Origin of the sequence: Nakamurella sp. PAMC28650, assembly GCF_014303395.1 — a bacterium.
Classification (GTDB): Bacteria; Actinomycetota; Actinomycetes; order Mycobacteriales; family Nakamurellaceae; genus Nakamurella.
On the sequence record NZ_CP060298.1, the window covers coordinates 2,000,031 to 2,014,207 of the forward strand.

At 69.6% G+C, this 14,177-nt stretch carries 13 protein-coding genes; 12 read left to right on the plus strand and 1 reads right to left on the minus strand.

The features are described from left to right. The first annotated feature begins 6 nt into the window (after positions 1–6). On the plus strand, positions 7–1,485 hold the full coding sequence (locus tag H7F38_RS09060) for a DUF2510 domain-containing protein (protein ID WP_187093782.1): 1,479 nt from the start codon (positions 7–9) through the stop codon (positions 1,483–1,485). Between the two features lie 80 nt (positions 1,486–1,565). Here H7F38_RS09060 and H7F38_RS09065 read toward each other — a convergent pair whose 3' ends face one another. Beyond that, a complete protein-coding gene (locus tag H7F38_RS09065; protein WP_187093783.1) occupies positions 1,566–2,474 on the minus strand; it encodes an HAD family phosphatase in 909 nt (302 codons plus the stop codon). Between the two features lie 152 nt (positions 2,475–2,626). Between H7F38_RS09065 and H7F38_RS09070 the strand changes: the two genes are divergently transcribed. The 11 genes from H7F38_RS09070 to H7F38_RS09120 all read left to right on the plus strand — a co-directional run bounded on the left by H7F38_RS09070 (position 2,627) and on the right by H7F38_RS09120 (position 14,112). Then, on the plus strand, positions 2,627–4,474 hold the full coding sequence (locus tag H7F38_RS09070) for a class I adenylate-forming enzyme family protein (protein WP_187093784.1): 1,848 nt from the start codon (positions 2,627–2,629) through the stop codon (positions 4,472–4,474). Positions 4,475–4,531: 57 nt separating this feature from the next. Then, positions 4,532–5,743 carry an acyl-CoA dehydrogenase family protein gene (locus tag H7F38_RS09075; RefSeq protein WP_222618558.1) on the plus strand — a complete coding sequence of 404 codons (1,212 nt, stop codon included), beginning with the start codon at positions 4,532–4,534 and terminating at the stop codon, positions 5,741–5,743. 58 nt (positions 5,744–5,801) lie between these two features. Next, positions 5,802–6,038 (plus strand): glutaredoxin family protein, encoded by a 237-nt coding sequence (locus H7F38_RS09080; RefSeq protein WP_187093785.1) that lies wholly within the window; start codon positions 5,802–5,804, stop codon positions 6,036–6,038. Between the two features lie 234 nt (positions 6,039–6,272). Beyond that, entirely contained in the window at positions 6,273–7,019 is a 747-nt protein-coding gene (locus tag H7F38_RS09085; RefSeq protein WP_187093786.1) for a redox-sensing transcriptional repressor Rex, read from the plus strand. Positions 7,020–7,212: 193 nt separating this feature from the next. Next, positions 7,213–8,736, plus strand: a complete 1,524-nt coding sequence (locus H7F38_RS09090) for a uroporphyrinogen-III synthase (protein ID WP_187093787.1) — start codon at positions 7,213–7,215, stop codon at positions 8,734–8,736. Between the two features lie 193 nt (positions 8,737–8,929). Then, on the plus strand, positions 8,930–9,571 hold the full coding sequence (locus H7F38_RS09095; RefSeq protein WP_187093788.1) for a hypothetical protein: 642 nt from the start codon (positions 8,930–8,932) through the stop codon (positions 9,569–9,571). 77 nt (positions 9,572–9,648) lie between these two features. Continuing rightward, on the plus strand, positions 9,649–10,011 hold the full coding sequence (locus H7F38_RS09100) for a hypothetical protein (protein ID WP_187093789.1): 363 nt from the start codon (positions 9,649–9,651) through the stop codon (positions 10,009–10,011). A 218-nt stretch (positions 10,012–10,229) separates the two neighbouring features. Continuing rightward, positions 10,230–10,883, plus strand: coding sequence for a histidine phosphatase family protein (locus tag H7F38_RS09105; RefSeq protein WP_187093790.1), 654 nt, complete (start codon positions 10,230–10,232; stop codon positions 10,881–10,883). After that, positions 10,880–11,530, plus strand: a complete 651-nt coding sequence (locus tag H7F38_RS09110; RefSeq protein WP_255498300.1) for a TlpA disulfide reductase family protein — start codon at positions 10,880–10,882, stop codon at positions 11,528–11,530. The genes H7F38_RS09105 and H7F38_RS09110 overlap by 4 nt, the downstream gene beginning before the upstream one ends. Next, the gene (locus H7F38_RS09115; RefSeq protein ID WP_255498301.1) at positions 11,527–12,339 is read left to right on the plus strand and encodes a cytochrome c biogenesis CcdA family protein; all 813 of its coding nucleotides are present in this window, start codon (positions 11,527–11,529) and stop codon (positions 12,337–12,339) included. The genes H7F38_RS09110 and H7F38_RS09115 overlap by 4 nt, the downstream gene beginning before the upstream one ends. Beyond that, positions 12,340–14,112, plus strand: a complete 1,773-nt coding sequence (locus tag H7F38_RS09120) for a cytochrome c biogenesis protein ResB (RefSeq protein ID WP_187093791.1) — start codon at positions 12,340–12,342, stop codon at positions 14,110–14,112. Positions 14,113–14,177 lie beyond the last annotated feature (65 nt).

Here is a 14,177-nt window from a genome sequence, read left to right on the forward strand (position 1 = left end):
TAGCCGATGACGGCACCCTCGGCGGCGGCGGTCAGAGGTCTGGCCCGCCGCGACCTCACCATCGGGATCGGCCGGGCCAGGGCCGAGCTCGTGCGGGCCATCGGAGAGTCCGGCTTCGCCCTCGAGATCGACCAGCTCACCGTCCTGGAGGCCGCGCGCGGATCGGCCATCGCGGGTGCCAGCCGCAGCGCGGACAAGCTGCCGCTGAGGTTGCGGATCCGGCTGACCGCGGCAGATCCAGGCTGCAGCGTGTGGATCGAGGTGTCCGACTACTGGAAGCTGCCCGTCCGGCGTCCGGTCGAGCACTACCGCGACGTGATCGTCGAGATCCTGGGCGCCATCGATCTCGCCGTCCGGCGAGCCGACCCGGGAGCCTCCGAGTTCGCCGACCCGGAGATCACCGGAGGGCCGATCGGCGCGTCCTCGGAGTCGGGCGGCTCCCAGGCGATCGCAAAGTTCTCGGGAGCGGCCAACCGTTATCTCGACGGCGGGGTGCCGGCCACCCAGCGGCGCAAGGGCTGGCGGGAGACCGGAACCCTGCTGGTCATGACGCCCAAGGCCTCGACGGTCTTCGAGATGGCCGAGGCGTACGGGATCGTCACCGTCGGGACCATGGTGGTGTCGCGTCCGGGCGGCATGCCCGGGCCGCTGGTGTCCGAGATCGGGAAGGTGGTCGCTGCCTTCGAAGCAGCTCTGCAGGGCGGACCGGCGATGCCCGGCGCGTCCGTCGAGCTCGACGGTGCGGCCGTCCCGGCGATCGAGTTCCTGGCCCAGCAGGCCAGGATCAGGGAGAAGGTCGCGATCCGCACCCTGCAGGTCTGCACCACCTGCCGTCTGACGAAGGTCGTCAACCCGGACTACACGAAGCTGAAGGCCAAACGTCACCGGACGAACATCCTGTCCAACAGCATCGGTGCCGTCATCTCCACCGGCGGGGTCAGCCCGTTCGTCCTGATCGGGCGGCTGGCCCAGCTCAATCAGCTGGACCTGGAGTTCGTCTGCCCACGCTGCCAGGGTCTGCACGCGGAAAGTTCGCTCATCACCTTCTGCCCGAAGTGCGGTGACCAACGCAACGACTCGGTGCTGCGGTCCTGCGACCGTTGCAAGTTCGAGTTCCGCGCGCTCGGGTCCACGAAGGATCTGTGGGACGAACCGATCCAGCGCCCTCTCCCGCACGCCACACCGGCCCTGCCACCTGCGGGGATGGCCTCGGAGGCGGTGCCATGGCCGATGGCGGACGAGACGGCCGAACAGCCCCGCCTCCCGGCAGACCAGTGGGCGCCGCCCCGGTCCGCCCAACGGGTCTCGACGCTGCCACCCGCGCACCCGGTGTCGTGGGAGCCGCCGACGCCGGCCCAGCAGGTCCTTCCACCACCGATGTGGTCACCCGATCCGATGGGCCGCCACCAGCTCCGGTGGTGGGACGGCCACGCCTGGACGGCCCACGCGCTCAGCCACGGCCGCCCGGTGGTGGATCCACTCTGAGGGTGGTTCGCTCGCTCGTCGATGATCGGGCGGGCCGGGGGTGGGCCGGGCCAGGGGTGGACCCGTTCCGGGAGTGGGCGTCAGCGCATCTTGCGGCGGACGGCGAACCCGGCGGCCACCATGCCGCCGATCGCGCCGGCCCCGAGTACGGACGGCACGCCGATGCGGGCCGCCTTGCGGCCGGAGCGGTAGTCGTGGATCTGCCAGTGGCGCCGTCTGGCGATGTCGCGGAGCTGGCCGTCCGGGTTCACCGCGACGGCCGTCCCGACCACGGAGAGCATCGGCATGTCGTTCACCGAGTCCGAGTAGGCCGTGCATCGGCGCAGGTCCAGACCTTCCCGGGCAGCCAGTGCCCGCACCGCCGCCGCCTTGGCCTTGCCGTGCAGCAACTCGCCGACCAACCGGCCGGTGTACACACCGTCCTCGGTCGCGGCCACCGTTCCCATCGCGCCGGTGAGCCCGAGCCGACGTCCGATGATCTGGGCCAGTTCGACGGGGGTCGCCGTGACGAGCCAGACCCGCTGCCCGGCCTCCAGATGGCGTCGTGCCAGTTCCAGCGTGCCGGGGTAGATCTTGTCGGCCATCAGTTCGTCGTAGATCTCCTCGCCCAGCGAGACGATCTGCGCGACGCTCCGGCCCGCGACGAACGAGAGCGCCTCCTCACGGGCGTCGGACGCGTCGTTCATGTCCTCGCCGCCGATCCGGAACTTGACCTGGCGCACGGCGAACCTCATCAGGTCACCGGTGGTGAAGAACTTCCGGGCCGCCAGCCCGCGCGCGAAGTGGAAGACGGATGCACCCTGCATCATCGTGTTGTCGCAGTCGAAGAACGCGGCGGCGGTGAGGTCGGCACCAGGCAGGATCTTCGGCGTCGTCCCGGTCTCGTCGGGGGCGTGTTCTGCCTGGTAGGCGGCCTCGGCGGAGGCCTCGCCGGCCAGCTGCGCACGTGCGGCAGCCTCGCGGCTCCGACCGGGCCGAGCAATTCTCACCTGGCGACCTCCCTTCCGATGGCGGATCGTCGGTTCAGACTAACCAGCGGACCCTGACGCCGAGCGACACCGTCGAGGTCGGCCGGTCGGTGGCAGCGGCTATCGTCGGGCGCAAGTGCTCGTGAGAACTCCCCGCCAGGCATCGAGGTGTGATGACGTCAGGAACGACCGAAGGCCGCCCGGCAGACGGATCCGCCGTCCGGGCGGCCGACGTGTCCGGGCTGCTGAGAGCTGCGGGCCGCCGGTTCGGCGACCGACCGGCGCTGATCTCCTCGGAGGCCTCGCGCACCTGGGCGGAGCTCGACCGGGCGGCCGATGCCGGTGCCGCGGCGCTGGCCGGTCGCCGACTGGTGCCCGGTAGTCGCGTCGTCGTCTCCCTGGAGATGGGGCCGGACATCATCGCCGCGCTCTTCGCGGTGGCCAGGGCCGGGCTCGTCGCCGTACCGATCGGACCGAATCGCGTCGATCTGACGGACATCGTCCACAAGGTCGCAGCCGAAGGCGCCATCGCCGGTCAGTCGGACATCCCCGTCGACGTGCTGATCCGGCCCGCCGAGGTGGCCGGCTGGTGGCACACCGACGCGACCCCGACGGACGTCCCCATCGACCCCGAGGACATCGCCGTGCTGGCGCGCGCCGCCAGCAGCGATCGGCCGGTCATGGTGTCCCACCGTGCGATCGTCGCCGCGGTGGGTTCCATCGCCGCCACGCCGCGGCTGGCCCTTCGCGCCGAGGACCGGGCCGTCCTGGTGCTGCCCGCCTACCACCTGGCCGGCTGGGTCACCGCCTTCCTCCCGTTGGCGGTGGTCGGCGGTGCTGCCGTCATCCCGGATGCCCCCACCGACGGCAGAACCTGGCTGGACACGGTCCTGACCGCGGTTCGGCAGCGCAGGGTGACCATCGTTCCCGGCGCGCCCAGCCTCTACCGCCGGCTGCGGACCGCGTCCGGTGTCGAACGCGCGATGGCCTCCGTCAGGCTGATGACCTCCGGTGCGGCTCCGCTGAACGCGGAGGACTCCGTCGCGATGAGGGCCATGACCGGCCAGGCGGTGTGGGAGGGCTACGGCATCTCCGAGTCCGCGTCGGTCGTCTCGACGAGCCTGATGACGAATGCCTCCCGGCCCGGGTCCGTCGGGTTGCCGCTCTCGGGGCTGAAGGTCCGGATCGTCGGTGACGACGGCGTCGACCTGTACGCGGACGTCGGGGCGGAGGACCCGGGCAGCACCGACTCGGAGGCCCTGGGCGCCGATGCGGGCGCGGCCGGCGAGGTGGGACGCATCCAGATCAGCGGGCCCACCCTGTTCTCCGGTTACTGGCCCGACGGCGCGGACGGGGTCGACGACGAGGGCTGGTTCGCCACCGGCGATCTCGGCTATCTGGACGACGTCGGCGAGCTGCACCTGGTGGACCGGGCCACCGAGACCATCCGGGTCGCCGGCTTCACCGTCTACCCGCGGGAGATCGAGGGTGTCCTGATGCGGCACCCGTACGTGCGCGATGCGGCCGTGATCGGCGTGCCGGGCCGCGCCGGTGATGCGTTCGCCGCCGTCCTGGTGCCGATGTGGGGCACTCACCCGACCAGTGCCGATCTGGATGAATTCGTCGCCGCCCGCCTGCCGGTATTCAAGCGACCGCGGACTTTCCACCTGGTCGATCGCCTGCCCCGCAACGAGATCGGACGGATCGACCGCGATGCGGTCCGTGCGCTGTACCGTGCCTCCGAGCCACTGACGGCTGATGATGTCGGAGCGGGCGGACCCGCTGCATCGCCCGGTGCCGGTGCCGGGGTTGGTGTCGATGTCGTCGGGGCGGGGGTCAGAGCTGGTGCGTCTGACCTGGAGCAGCAGGCCGGGTCCGGTGACCGCCCGGAAGGTGCCGGCGAGCCCGCCGTCATCAGGCCCGAACCCGCGGCCGGGCTCGATCAGCTGGGCACCAGACTCCCGGGGACCGGCGAACGGGACCGGCGAGGCGACCAGGACACCGACGACGACCTCTTCTAGAGCAGTGCCCGGTGTGCAGGGCTGTACCGAATCGAGAACGAGAGGTGGAACCAGGCCATGGTGATCCCCCTGGCACCGGCGGTCCTGGAACGGGAACTACCGTCCGAGGAGGCGGCGGACCTGCTCGCGCTGACCAGAGATCTGGTGCGTGGCGAGTTGCTCCCGCAGGTCAACGCCGCGGAGTCCGATGGCGCCTTTCCCCGCAAGGTGTTCACGACGTTGGGCGAGGCCGGCCTGATGTCGTTGCCCTACCCGCAGGAATTCGGTGGCGGTGATCAACCCGCGGTGGTCTACCTGCAGGTGGTCGAGGAGCTGGCCAGGGCCTGGCTCGGGGTCGCCATGGGGGTGAGCGTTCACGTCCTGGCCTGCCATGGCCTGGTGAACTACGGAAGTGATGCGCAGAAGGACAAGTGGCTGCCGGAACTGCTCGGCGGACGGATGCTCGGGGCCTACTGCCTCTCGGAACCCCAGGGTGGATCCGATCCCGGCGCGATGATCACCGGTGCTGCCCGCGACGGCGACGACTACGTCATCAACGGGGAGAAGGCCTGGATCACGCACGGACCGGTCGCCGACTTCTATCTCCTGATGGCCCGGACGGGGGAGCCCGGCCCGCGGGGGATCAGCTCGTTCCTCGTCGCCGGTGGGACTCCGGGGGTCTCGGCCGGCGCGATCGAGAAGAAGATGGGCGTCAAGTCGTCGGTGACCAGTTCGGTGCGTTTCGAGAACGCCCGCGTGTCGGCCGAACGCAGGCTCGGCGCAGAAGGCAAGGGCTTCGCGATCGCGATGTCCGCGTTGGATTCCGGCCGTCTCGGCATCGCGGCCTGCGCGGTCGGGCTCGCGCAGGCGTCGCTCGACGTGGCCGCCGAGTACGCCAGGAGTCGTCGGGCCTTCGGCAGCCTGATCAGCGATTTCCAGGGTGTCTCGTTCCTGTTGGCCGATGCCGCGTCGAAGATCGCGGCGGCGCGTCAGCTGTACCTGTACGCGGCCCGCCGCAAGGACGCGGGCAAGACGTTCTCGACCGAGGCTGCGATGGCCAAGCTGATCGCCACCGACATGGCGATGGTCGTCACCACCGATATGGTCCAGGTCCTCGGCGGCGCCGGTTACGTCGAGGACTATCCGGTGGAGCGTTACATGCGTGAGGCGAAGTTGCTGCAGATCGTCGAGGGCACCAACCAGATCCAGCGATTGGTGATCGCCAGGTCGCTGAACAAGATCACGCGGGCCGCCCGGGTAGCGGCCGCCGGAGACGACGGCCGCTCGTGAAGCGGACCATCTGCCTGGGCCGGCGACAGGTGCGGGCCACCGGAGACGACGGCCGCTCGTGAAGAGGCTGACGTTGCTGACCCGCCCGGGTTGCCATCTGTGCGAGGACGCGCGGATCGCGGTGAGCTCGGCGACGGCGGGTACCGACACCCAGGTGCAGGAGATCGACGTGGACGGCGACCCGGAACTCCGCGGCGAATACGGGGACATGGTCCCGGTGGTGTTGATCGACGGCGTCCAGCACGCCTACTTCACCGTTGACGCGGCCAAGCTCGAGCGCGCTCTGCGGGCCTGAGCACGACTCGGGTGTCGACCCGCCACCTCGAAGCGACCCGTCCGCTCGATCCGACGCCGAGCTTGACCCGAATGGGTGGCGGATCCCGCCATGTGGGACAGCCCGACGCAGCGGAATTGGTTCCTGGTCTTTCGTCTGGCTAGTGTTGCTGACACGGCGGCCTATCACACGGTCGCCGCCCCAGCAGCGGCGGGGTATCACCCCGATGCTCCAGATGTCAATCGGGTGGAACTCATGACAGGGCAGGCCGGCGGTGATCCGAACGGGTCAGGCTCCGCCGCGCTCGCTGCTGCCTCCCCGGACGAGGCGCCGCGGGCTCCCCGCCCGCGAGCGATCCCGGAAGCCACGGTCGGCAGGCTCGCGGTCTACCTGCGGGTGCTGACCGACCCGCATGCGCACCGCCTCCAGCAGCAGGTCGAGCACGGAATCGTCTCGTCGGCCGAGCTGGCCGCGGCTGCAGGCGTCAACCCGGCCGGGCTTCGCCGGGACCTATCCTTCCTCGGAAGTCATGGTGTTCGCGGCGTGGGCTACGACGTGGCGAAACTCATCGACGAGATCCGCCGGGTCCTGGGGGCGCACCACCACTTCCGGGTGGCGTTGGTCGGGATCGGCAATCTGGGTCAGGCGCTGGCCGGTTACGCCGGCTTCGGCGGTCGTGGATTCGACATCGCCGCCCTCTTCGACGTCGACGACGACAAGATCGGCCGCTCGGTGAGCGGCGTGCAGGTCCGTCATCTGTCGGAGGCCACCCAGGTCTGCGCGGCCGAGTCGATCACCATCGGCCTGATCGCCACCCCGGAGTCGGTCGCCCAGCACGTCGCAGACGCCCTGGTCGAGGCCGGGATCCACTCGATCCTCAATTTCGCCCCCGGTCTGGTCACCGTGCCGGAGGGTGTCGAGGTGCGGCGCGTCGACCTCTCCCTGGAGCTGCAGATGTTGGCGTTCCACGAGACCTCACGCGTGGGCGGGGCGGTCCTGTGACCACCGGCCGTCCGGCGAACCCGGGCGCCCGCCGCGTCATCCAGCGTTTTCCCACTGTTTGTTCCCGTTCTTCTGCGGGTGATAGGTGTTCCATCACAGCTGTCGCCGGGTCCGTTCCGGACGTGGCGACAGACACGCACCTCGGTCGGCCACGGTCGGCGCTTATCGACGCAAGTCAGGCAAGGAGCAGGTCATGACCCGCGCACGAAGGACAGGCGGCCGCATCATCTTCGTCGGGGCAGGTCCGGGGGATCCCGGCCTCCTGACGGTGCGTTCGGTCGAGGCGCTCGCAGGGGCAGCCCTGCTGGTCACCGACCCTGACGTGCCGGCCGAGGTGGTCGCGCTGGCGGTGGGGGCCGAGATCCACCCGGCCGTCGGCGAGGCGGCCGAGGTGGCCAAGGTACTGCTGGCCGCGGCCAAGAACGGCCAGGCCGTCGTCCGACTGGTGGCCGGTGACGTGCTGACCGCCGACTCCGTGGTCAAGGAACTGCAGGCGGTGGCCCGCACGGCGGTGCCCTTCGACATCGTCCCCGGCATCTCGACGGCCGCTGCCGCTGCTTCCTATGCCGGGATCGCCGTCGGGTCCGTGCACACCATCGCGGACGTCAGGTCCACTTCGGACTGGTCCCGTCTGGCCGCGGCTCCCGGCACGTTGCTGCTGCAGGCGACCGGCGGCCATCTGGCCGAGACCGCGGCCTCCCTGGCCGAGTCCGGGTTCGCGGCCGAGACGCCGACGTCCATCACCGCCTTCGCCTCGCTGCCGACCCAACGGACGCTGGACGGCACGCTGGCCACGCTCGACGGGATGGGTCGGGATCTGACCGGGCCGCTGGTGGTGGCGGTCGGAGCCGGTGCGGCCCAACGGTCCAAGCTCTCCTGGTGGGAATCACGGGCGCTGTACGGCTGGCGGGTGCTGATCCCCCAGACCCGTGACGCCAGCAACCTGATGGTAGAACTGCTCCGCTCGCACGGCGCGATCCCCGAGCGGGTGCCGACGATCGCGGTCGAGCCACCGCGCACCCCGGCCCAGATGGAGCGCGCCGTCAAGGGTCTGGTGGACGGGCGCTACCAGTGGGTGGTCTTCACCTCGATCAACTCGGTCCGTGCGGTCTGGGAGAAGTTCACCGAGTTCGGCCTCGATGCGCGGGCCTTCGCCGGCGTCAAGATCGCTTGTGTGGACAACGCCACCGGCGATGCCGTGCGTGCGCTCGGCATCAACCCGGAACTGGTGTCCGGACACCCGGAGTTCTCGGTCGGCCTGCTCGATGACTTCCCGGAGTTCGACGACATCCTGGATCCGGTCGACCGCGTGCTGCTGCCGCGCGCGGACATCGCGACCGAGACCCTCGCCGAGGGCCTGCGCGAGCGCGGCTGGGAGATCGACGACGTCACCGCCTACCGCACCGTCCGGGCCGCCCCACCCGCTGCCCCGATCCGAGAGGCGATCAAGGCCGGCGGGTTCGACGCGGTGTGCTTCACCTCGTCGTCGACCGTCCGGAACCTGGTCGGCATCGCCGGCAAGCCCCATGCACGATCGATCGTCGCCTGCCTCGGTCCGAAGACGGCCGAGACGGCCAGGGAGTTCGGCCTCCGCGTGGACGTGCAGCCCGAGGTCGCTGACATCGCCGCCCTGGTCGAAGCGCTCGTCGGTCATGCCACCCGGCTGCGGGCCGAGGGCGCTCTCCCTCCCCCCCGCCGTTCCCCCCGCCGCCGCTGACCCCGGCGCAGATGAGAACGCCCGGTGCAGACAGGCGTGCCTGTTCGGACCCGAAAATCGGCCCGGACGGGCATTCCTGTCTTCGCGGGCTGCTGTGCGCGTGCGAGCCGTTCGGTCAACGCGGGAAACGCAAGCAGCGGGGGACAGGTTCGGACCGTCCCGATCATCCGGCCGCGCCCGGTAAGTTCATCCCATGACCTCACCCGGCTCCCGCCCGAAGAAGAGCGGCTTCCTGGCCAGACTTCAGTCAGCCGCCGTGCCCGTGCTCCCGGTGGACGACGGCCAGCCGATCGTCCGCCCGCGCGGTGTCACCATCGCGTCGGTGCTGGCCATCATCGCCGGCGCGATCTTCATCTTCGCCGGCATCGTCGGCTACGCGCAGACCGAGGCCGCACTGACCTACGCGGTCAACCAGAACCAGATCGGTCTCAACAACTGCACCACGACATTCGGCGGATACGGAACGACTCTTCAGACCTCGACGGTGGCGACCTCGTTGACCTCTTCCGCGGCCGTCTGCCATTCCGGTGCGCAGCCGACCCAGTCCGACCTCGACGGGTTCAGAACCACCCAGCACGTGTTCGGCGTCATCTTCGCGATCATCGGCGTGCTGTTCGCGGCGGCAGGATGGTTCCTGAAACAGGGTGCGAGATGGGCCAAACGGGTCCTGGTGTTCGGTGGCGTCATCCTGCTGCTGGCCGCGGCCCTGGCCAAGCTCTCGACGCCGATCACCCTGCTGGGCACACTGGTCCTGGCGATCGCGGTGGTGATGACGTACATCGGGCGGAACTCGGTGTTCTTCGCGCTGGTCAACCTGCGCGGCAAGCAGCACTGAGCCGATCTTCGGAGACGCACGAGCATCGATCAGGGAAGTGACGGGCCGGAACCCCGTCCGGACGGACGGGACGAAGGTTGACCGAGCAGCAGAATCTCGACACCGTGCCGCAGATGGCGGTGGACGCCCCCCTCTCGGTGGCCGCGGCGGGCCGCGCTGCCGGTGACGTGTCGTCGGTGCTGCTGATCCGGACGATCGTCGCAGCCGTGGCCACCATCGTCCTGGTGGTCGCAGCGGTGCTGCTGTTTCGTCATGGGGTGCGGCCCGATCACTTCCCGGCGTTCCTGAGCGGTACCACCTCCACGGTGATCACCCGCTACTCGGCCCCGTGGATTGCCGGGGCGGCCGGCGCGGCGCTACTGGCCGGACTGTGTTTCACCTCCGTCACCGTCGATCTCTTCCGCCGCGTCCGGTGGCAACGAGCGCGCCGTCGCGCCTGACTCGACCTGCTTCCCGCCCCACGACTTGTCGGTCGGCCCGGGCGCCACCCGCCATCAGCTGTGATCTTCGCTGGCCGGGACCTTGGTCCTCACCAGGACCCACCGATCACCTGGGACACTGGAGTAGTGCGTCTGCCTTCGATCTGCCAGTGCCGGCCAACCGGTTCGTTTTGCGTGCTCACCCCGCCCGTATCGACCTCTGTTGCGGGGTGCGGCCGATGAGTCGCACCATCGTTCATCTGCTCCGTCACGGCAAGGTGCACAACCCGTCCGGAATTCTGTACGGCCGCCTGCCCGGCTATCGGCTGGCCGCCTCCGGACGTGCGATGGCGGACGGTGTCGCTGCCCACCTCGAGCCGGCCGACATCACCTACGTTGCCGCATCGTCCCTGATCAGAGCGCAGGAAACCGCTACCCCGCTGGCCGCGGCCAAGGGGATCGGGATCGTCACGGATGACCGCGTGATCGAGGCCGGCAACGAGTTCGAGGGCATGAAGGTCGCGGTCGGCGACGGCGTCCTCCGTCACCCCCGCCACTGGGTCAAACTACGCAATCCGTTCCTGCCGTCCTGGGGCGAGCCGTACCTGCAGATCGCCCACCGGATGCTGGGCGCGATCTACGCGGCGGTCGAAGCGGCCGACGGGCACCAGGCGCTGATCGTGTCGCACCAGCTGCCGATCGTCACGGTGCGGCGCTACCTGGAGGGCCGGCGGCTCTGGCACAACCCGACGAACCGGGAATGCAGTGTCGCCTCGCTGACCGCACTCGACTTCGAGGACGGTGTCTTCACCGGGTTGACGTATTCGGAGCCGGTGGCTCACATCGCAGCCGTCGATGACATCGATGTGGCGCAGCCGGGGGCCGCGTCATGAGCCCGGACGTCCTGCACAGTGATCGCTACGGCCCTCGTTCGGCAGGACGCAACGGATGGTTCCGCCGGGTCGTCCTGCTCGGGCTGGCCATGCTGGCCGTCCTGACGCTCGCCGGCTGCAGTTCCGGGAACGACGCCACCGTCTACGGGGGATCATTCACCTTCACCTCCCCCGGCGGGAAGACCGAGTTCACCTACGCCGCAGCCGATCGCAAGGAGATCGGCGCCCTGTCCGGCTCCGACCTGACGGGCCGGAGGACGGTCGACGTGGCGTCGTACAAGGGCAAGGTCGTGGTGCTCAACTTCTGGGGCTCCTGGTGCGCCCCGTGCCGCGACGAGGCCCCCGGCCTCCAGGCGTCGTCGGTCAGGTACCAGGCCGGTGGCGTGCAGTTCGTCGGCGTCGACGTCAAGGACACGATGTCCGGCGCGCTCGGCTTCACCGCCGGCAAGCAGATCACCTATCCCTCCATCTTCGATCCGGGGATGCGCACCATGCTGTCGGTGCGGGGACTGCCGACCGGCTCGCTGCCGGTGACGCTGGTGCTCGACCGGCAGGGCCGGGTCGCGCAGATCTGGCTGCGCGAGATCACGCAGGGCGACCTGAACCTCGTCCTGCCCGCCTTGGTGGCCGAGAAGGGGGCACAGTGACGACGGCGCTCGCCGCGGTGGCCGGCCCGACCCAGACGGTGATCGACGGACCTTTCGTGGTCGCCGCCGGTCTCGCGATGGCCGCCGGAGCGGTGTCGTTCGCCTCGCCCTGCGTCATCCCGTTGGTGCCCGGTTACCTGTCGTACCTGGTCGGACTGGTCGGCGCTGAGGGTTCTTCCACGCAAACCGCCGGGTCCGGCACGACCAAGGTCCGCGTGCGGGTGCGGAGCCGGGTGGTCGGCGCTGCCTCGCTGTTCGTCATCGGGTTCACCTTGGTGTTCCTGGCCGAACAGAGCCTGGTGCTGGGTGTCGCCCACACCCTGGCCGCCAACACGGACGTGCTGATGCGGGTCGGCGGGGTGGTGACGATCCTGATGGGCCTGGCCATGCTCGGCCTGATCCGCCCGATGCAGTCCGAGAAGCGCATCCATGCCCGACCGACCGGTCGCGTGTTCGGTGCGCTCCTGCTGGGGGGCTTCTTCGGTCTCGGTTGGACGGTCTGCATCGGCCCGACGCTGGCCGGTGTCATCTCCCTGTCGGTGGCCACCGACTGGAACGGTTCTGCCTGGCGCGGGATCTTCCTGGTGCTCTTCTACTGTGCGGGGCTCGGTGTGCCATTCCTGTTGCTGGCCTTCGGTTTCGGCTGGGCCAGCACCGGGATGAAGCTCCTCCGGCGGCATTCGCGGACCATCCAGGTCGTCGGCGCGGCCATGCTGGTGCTGGTCGGCCTGGCCATGGTGACGGGCCTCTGGGGTCAGTTCATCGCCTGGCTGCAGATCCATTTCGTCAATTCCGGGACGGTGCTCTAGATGGTCACCCGCGATGCCACCCACCTGACCGGGGGTCTGGCGCCCGACGTCGTGGAACCGCCCGCACCGCGACCGGTTCGGCCGGGGCAGGGACCGATCCGCGGAACCCTCGCCTTCCTGCGGAACATCTGGCGGCAGCTGACGAGCATGCGCACCGCTCTCGTCCTGCTGTTCATGCTGGCGCTCGCCTCGCTCCCCGGCGCTCTGCTGCCGCAGTGGGCGCTGAATACCTCCAAGACCGCGCAGTACATCGTCGACCACGGGTCCTGGGGCACCCTGCTCAACCGACTGGGCTTCTTCCAGGTCTTCGCCTCACCCTGGTACGCAGCCATCTACCTGCTGCTGTTCACCTCGCTGGTGGGTTGTCTGCTGCCCCGGACCTGGGATTTCGTCGGTCAGATCCGGATGAAGCCGGTGGCCACGCCGCGCAACCTGGCGCGGATGCCGCATTCGGCGTCGGTCACCGCGGCCGGCGACGCGGTCGCGGTGGCGGCGCGCGTGAGCGCCGGTCTACGTGGATGGCGAAAGGTGCAGCGGGTCGAGTCCGGCGGGACCATCACGATCTCGGCGGAGAGGGGATTCATCCGGGAGATCGGCAACCTGGTCTTCCACTTCTCCCTGCTCGGTCTGCTCGTGGCCATCGCGGTGGGCAAGCTGTTCGGCTACGAGGGTTCGGTCATCGTCACCGCCGACGACGGAGCGTCCTCTGCGTTCTGCTCCTCCACACCGTCCAACTACGACAACTTCCGACCAGGTCTGGTGGTCGACGGGACCGGCCTGACCCCGTTCTGCATCAACGTCGACAAGTTCGCCGCCACCTATACCGACGCGGGTCAGGCCAGCACCTTCGTCGCCTCCATCCGGTACCAGACCGGTGCGCAGCTGACGAGCAACACCTGGAGCACCCGCGCTCTCGAGGTCAACGACCCGTTGCGCATTCCGGGCGGACAGCGCCTGTACCTCCTCGGGCACGGGTATGCGCCGACGTTCACGGTGACCTATCCGGGCGGCCAGACCCGCACGGCGACGACGCCCTTCCAGCCCCAGGACTCGGCGTTCACCTCGCAGGGCACCGCCAAGATCCTGGATCCGCCCGGCTACACCGGGGCCGCGGTGCTCAAGCACCAGCTCGCCATCGTCGGCATCTTCGCCCCCAGCGCCTCCATCTCGGGCGGGATCATGACGTCGAGCTTCCCGGCTCCGGACCAGCCGGGTGTGGCCATCCAGATCTACCGCGGCGACATGGGACTGGAGACCGGGCAGGCGCAGTCGATCTTCTCGATCGACCAGAACCAGGTGGCCAACGGCAAGCTGGTCAAGCTCAACCGGGCCAATCTCGCCCCGGGGGAGTCGATGTCGCTGGATGACGGCACCAAGATCACGTTCTCCGGCTACAAGCAGTGGGTGTCCCTGCAGACCTCCTACGACCCGGCGCAGGGGTGGGCCCTGATCTTCGCGATCACCCTGCTGATCGGGTTGATGACGTCCCTGACGATCAAGCGCCGCCGCGTCTGGTATCGCATCAGCGGTGGTCCGGGGAGCGCGTCGGCGGGCGGCGCGTCCGATGATGCCGCCGGTACGCACGGGGCGGTCACGCCGCGATCCGACGAGACTGCATCGATGCGAGCGGGCCCGCTGTCGGACCCGACCCGTAACGTTGGAGATGTCGGCAGGGTGAAGGTGGAGGTCGGTGGCCTTGCCCGTACCGACCAGGCCGGTTACGGCGACGAGTTCGACAAGCTGGTCGCCCTGGCCGACGGGGTGAAGGGGTAGACGCCCGGGCGCCTGCCCTGACGAAGAGGTGCCGGTGCATCACGGGTTCCGCGGTGAACGTGCCG

Bases quoted from the DNA above. Each gene is read 5' to 3' on its own strand.
- H7F38_RS09090 (WP_187093787.1), top strand. From the start codon at position 7,213: ATGACCCGCGCACGAAGGACAGGCGGCCGCATCATCTTCGTCGGGGCA.
- H7F38_RS09060 (WP_187093782.1), top strand. From the start codon at position 7: ATGACGGCACCCTCGGCGGCGGCGGTCAGAGGTCTGGCCCGCCGCGAC.
- H7F38_RS09075 (WP_222618558.1), top strand. From the start codon at position 4,532: ATGGTGATCCCCCTGGCACCGGCGGTCCTGGAACGGGAACTACCGTCC.
- H7F38_RS09070 (WP_187093784.1), top strand. From the start codon at position 2,627: ATGACGTCAGGAACGACCGAAGGCCGCCCGGCAGACGGATCCGCCGTC.
- H7F38_RS09095 (WP_187093788.1), top strand. From the start codon at position 8,930: ATGACCTCACCCGGCTCCCGCCCGAAGAAGAGCGGCTTCCTGGCCAGA.
- H7F38_RS09120 (WP_187093791.1), top strand. From the start codon at position 12,340: ATGGTCACCCGCGATGCCACCCACCTGACCGGGGGTCTGGCGCCCGAC.
- H7F38_RS09085 (WP_187093786.1), top strand. From the start codon at position 6,273: ATGACAGGGCAGGCCGGCGGTGATCCGAACGGGTCAGGCTCCGCCGCG.
- H7F38_RS09105 (WP_187093790.1), top strand. From the start codon at position 10,230: ATGAGTCGCACCATCGTTCATCTGCTCCGTCACGGCAAGGTGCACAAC.
- H7F38_RS09110 (WP_255498300.1), top strand. From the start codon at position 10,880: ATGAGCCCGGACGTCCTGCACAGTGATCGCTACGGCCCTCGTTCGGCA.